2 protein-coding genes, 2 pseudogenes and 1 riboswitch are annotated in these 3,373 nt (G+C 67.0%); of the genes and pseudogenes, 2 read left to right on the plus strand and 2 right to left on the minus strand.

The window, feature by feature from the left end:
- Both BAY1663_RS22280 and BAY1663_RS22285 read left to right on the plus strand, forming a co-directional pair.
- Positions 1-437 (plus strand): annotated as a pseudogene (locus tag BAY1663_RS22280) (methyl-accepting chemotaxis protein); the annotation flags it as partial.
- 111 nt (positions 438-548) lie between these two features.
- Positions 549-636, plus strand: a riboswitch (glycine riboswitch).
- A 158-nt stretch (positions 637-794) separates the two neighbouring features.
- Positions 795-2,053, plus strand: a pseudogene (locus BAY1663_RS22285) (D-amino acid dehydrogenase).
- Positions 2,054-2,299: 246 nt separating this feature from the next.
- Here the strand turns inward: BAY1663_RS22285 and BAY1663_RS22290 are convergent.
- Both BAY1663_RS22290 and BAY1663_RS24310 read right to left on the minus strand, forming a co-directional pair.
- Positions 2,300-3,217 (minus strand): LysR substrate-binding domain-containing protein, encoded by a 918-nt coding sequence (locus tag BAY1663_RS22290; protein ID WP_037045213.1) that lies wholly within the window; start codon positions 3,215-3,217, stop codon positions 2,300-2,302.
- A gap of 70 nt (positions 3,218-3,287) precedes the next feature.
- The coding region (locus tag BAY1663_RS24310; protein WP_128576455.1) for an NrsF family protein at positions 3,288-3,373 on the minus strand (86 nt) is incomplete at its 5' end.

The raw sequence follows: 3,373 nt of genomic DNA on the forward strand, positions 1-3,373 counted from the left end.
CCCGGGCGGGGCGAGGCCGGGCGCGGTTTCGCCGTGGTCGCCGACGAGGTGCGCGGCCTGGCGCAGCGCACCCAGCAGTCGACGGCGCAGATCGAGGAACTGATCGGCAACCTGCAGAAGGCACCCTGAACGCCTCGTCGCTGATGGACAGCAGCCGCGGCCTGGCCGCCGAGACGGTCAGCCTGGCGCGCGACGTGGGCGAGGAACTGCAGGCGATCGTCCAGTCGATCTCGACCATCCAGGCAATGAACCTGCAGATCGCCACGGCCTCCGAAGAGCAGAGCTCGGTGGCCGAGGACATCAACCGCAGCGTGCTCAACGTGCGCGACGTGGCCGACCAGTCGGCGGCTGCGGCGCAACAGACCGCCGCCTCGACGGCGGAGCTGGCCAGGCTGGGCAGTGATCTGCAAGGCCTGGCCGCGCGCTTCCGGGTCTAGGAAGGCGGCCTCTCGTCCCCTCGGCATAACGTCGGGGGTTACAGCCGTGAACTTTTCTGGCAGGGTAGGCCTCGATTCGCGACAGATTGCCGCAGGCAGCTGGCGCGGGTCGATGTGCTAGCGGGAGAGACTGCCGCCAGGCAGCGCCGAAGGAGCAACCGCCCCGGAAACTCTCAGGCAAAAGGACCGCTACCACAGCAGACACTCTGAAGAGCCGCCCGGTTTTCGTCGCCGGGCGCACCGAAGGAGCAAGCGAGCCGTCATGCGCTCGTGAATCTCTCAGGTCCAGAACAGAGGGGGCGCCCGCCGCGCGTTGGGCGCGCGGGCTATGACCCCCTGACGTTCTGGAGCACGACAATGAAAACAATCGCAGTCATCGGTGGCGGCATCACCGGCGTCACCACCGCCTATGCCCTGGCCAAGCGCGGCTTCGCCGTCACCCTGCTGGAAAAGCACCGCTACGCGGCGATGGAGACCTCGTTCGCCAACGGTGGCCAGCTGTCGGCCTCCAATGCCGAGGTGTGGAACCACTGGTCGACCATCGTCAAGGGTCTCAAGTGGATGCTCAAGAGCGACGCGCCGCTGTTGGTCAATCCCAAGCCCAGCTGGCACAAGCTGTCCTGGTTCGCCGAGTTCATCGGCTCGATCCCCAACTACCGCCAGAACACCGTCGAGACCGCTCGGCTGGCCATCGCCGCGCGCGAGCATCTGTTCGCCTGGGCCGAAGCCGAAGGCGTCGATTTCGACCTGAAGAAGAAGGGCATCCTGCACATCTACCGCGACAAGGCCGGCTTCGAGCATGCCGCTGAAGTCTCGCGCCTGCTCGCCGAAGGCGGCCTGCCGCGGCGCAGCGTGACGCCCGAGGAGATGCGCGCCATCGAGCCAACGCTGGCTGGCAGCTACTACGGCGGCTACTACACCGAATGCGATTCCACCGGCGACATCCACAAGTTCACCCATGGGCTGGCCACCGCCATCGAACGGCTCGGCGTGCGCTGTCGCTACGGCGTCGAGGTGAAATCCGTGGCCAGCGACGGCAAGGGCGCCAGCGTGGTGCTGGCCGGCAGCGAGGGTGACGAGCGGCTGGAATTCGACGGCCTGGTGGTCTGCGCCGGCACCGCCAGCCGTGCACTGGCAGCCCAGCTGGGCGACCGGGTGAACATCTACCCGGTCAAGGGCTACTCGATCACCGTCAACCTGAACGACGAGCCCAGCCGTGCCTCGGCGCCGACCGTCAGCCTGCTCGACGACGAGACCAAGCTGGTCAGCAGCCGCCTGGGCGACGACCGCTTCCGCGTCGCCGGCACCGCCGAGTTCAATGGCTACAACCGCGACATCCGTGCCGATCGCATCCGCCCGCTGGTGGATTGGGTCAACCAGTGCTTTCCCGGCGTCAATACCCGCAGCGTGGTGCCCTGGGCGGGTCTGCGGCCGATGCTGCCGAACATGATGCCCCGTGTCGGCCGCGGCAAATCGCCGTGCGTGTTCTACAACACCGGCCATGGCCACCTGGCTGGACGCTGAGCGCAATCACCGCGGACATGATCGGCGATGTGGTGACGCAGAGCCTCGGCCGCCCGGCGCCGGTAGCGGGCGGGCAGCCGGTCGTCGCCTAGCTGGACATGCGCGTAGGGTGGAAGACGGCGAAGCCTCTTCCACCGGCTGCGGTGGCGACCATCCCGGCCCGAGTGGCCCCACGCCGACGCGTGGAAAACCGCTTCGCGGGTTTTCCACCCTACGCCGCTTCAGGCGCGTAGGTTGGGTTGAGGAGCGCAGCGACGAAGCCCAACACGTTGTGCCCCCTGTTGGGCTTCGCTGCGCTCAGCGCCAACCTACCGCGAGCCCAGCCAATCTGCGCCGCTTCAGCTCGGGTACTTCAGGCTGTACATGCGGCACTCGGCGAGCAGCGCCAGCAGGTTGGGATCGCGCTCCTTGGCCTTGAGGAACACCACGCCGATATGCTGCTGCAGGTGGTAGCGCGCTTGCAGCGGGATCAACCGCACGCGTGATTCGTAGACCATCCCCACGCGCCCCGGCAGCAAGGCGTAGCCGACCCCGGAATTGACCATGCTGAGCAGGGTGAAGATGTCGTTCACCTGCATCGCCACCTTCGGTTCGAACCCCGCGAGCTGGAATACCCGGTTGCCGTCCTGGTGAGTGGCGAAACCCTGCGACAGGGTGATGAAGGTGGCGTCGCGCAGGTCGCTGAGGTCGACTTCGGATTGCTCGGCGAAGGGCGAGTCGGCCGGCGCGGCGAGGAAGATGTCGTCGGAGAACAGCGGCACCTGCTCGCAGTCCGAATCGGCGACGCTCTCGTTGAGCGACACCAGGATCGCATCCAGCTCCATGTTCTTCAGCTTGTAGAGCAGGTCGACGTTGGAGCCGAGGATCAGGTCGATGTTGAGCTCGCTGCGGCGCAGCTTCAGGCCCATGATCAACTGCGGCACGGTCTTCACCGTCAACGAATAGAGCGCGCCGAGCTTGAAGCGCTCGGCCGAGAAGCCGGCCGCCTCGCGGGTCTGGCGCACCGTCTCGAGCACGTCCTTGACCAGTTGCTGGGCGCGCTCCTCGAGCACGTAGGCGCTTTCCAGCGGGATCAGGTTGCGCCCCTCATGCTTGAACAGCGGGCAGCGCAGGGCGCTTTCCAGCGAGTGGATGGCGCGGTGCACGCTGACGTTGCTGGTGTTCAGCTCCACCGCCGCCTTGCCCAGGTTGCCGCTGCGCATGAAGGCCAGAAACACTTCCAGCTTCTTCAGGGTCAGTTCTTCGTCGATCTGCATGGCTTTTGCTGCTCCGCGGGCGGGCCGTCGATTATGCCGAAGCCGCGCGCAGCGTGCTGCCGGCCGCGCCTCACCAGCGCAGCAGGCGCGGCCCGAGCAGCGCGCCGAGGGCGCTGGGCAGCAGCATGCCGAGCAGGTACCAGAGCGCCCAGAACG

It is taken from the genome of Pseudomonas sp. BAY1663, assembly GCF_000582595.1.
GTDB lineage: Bacteria > Pseudomonadota > Gammaproteobacteria > Pseudomonadales > Pseudomonadaceae > Stutzerimonas > Stutzerimonas stutzeri_AF.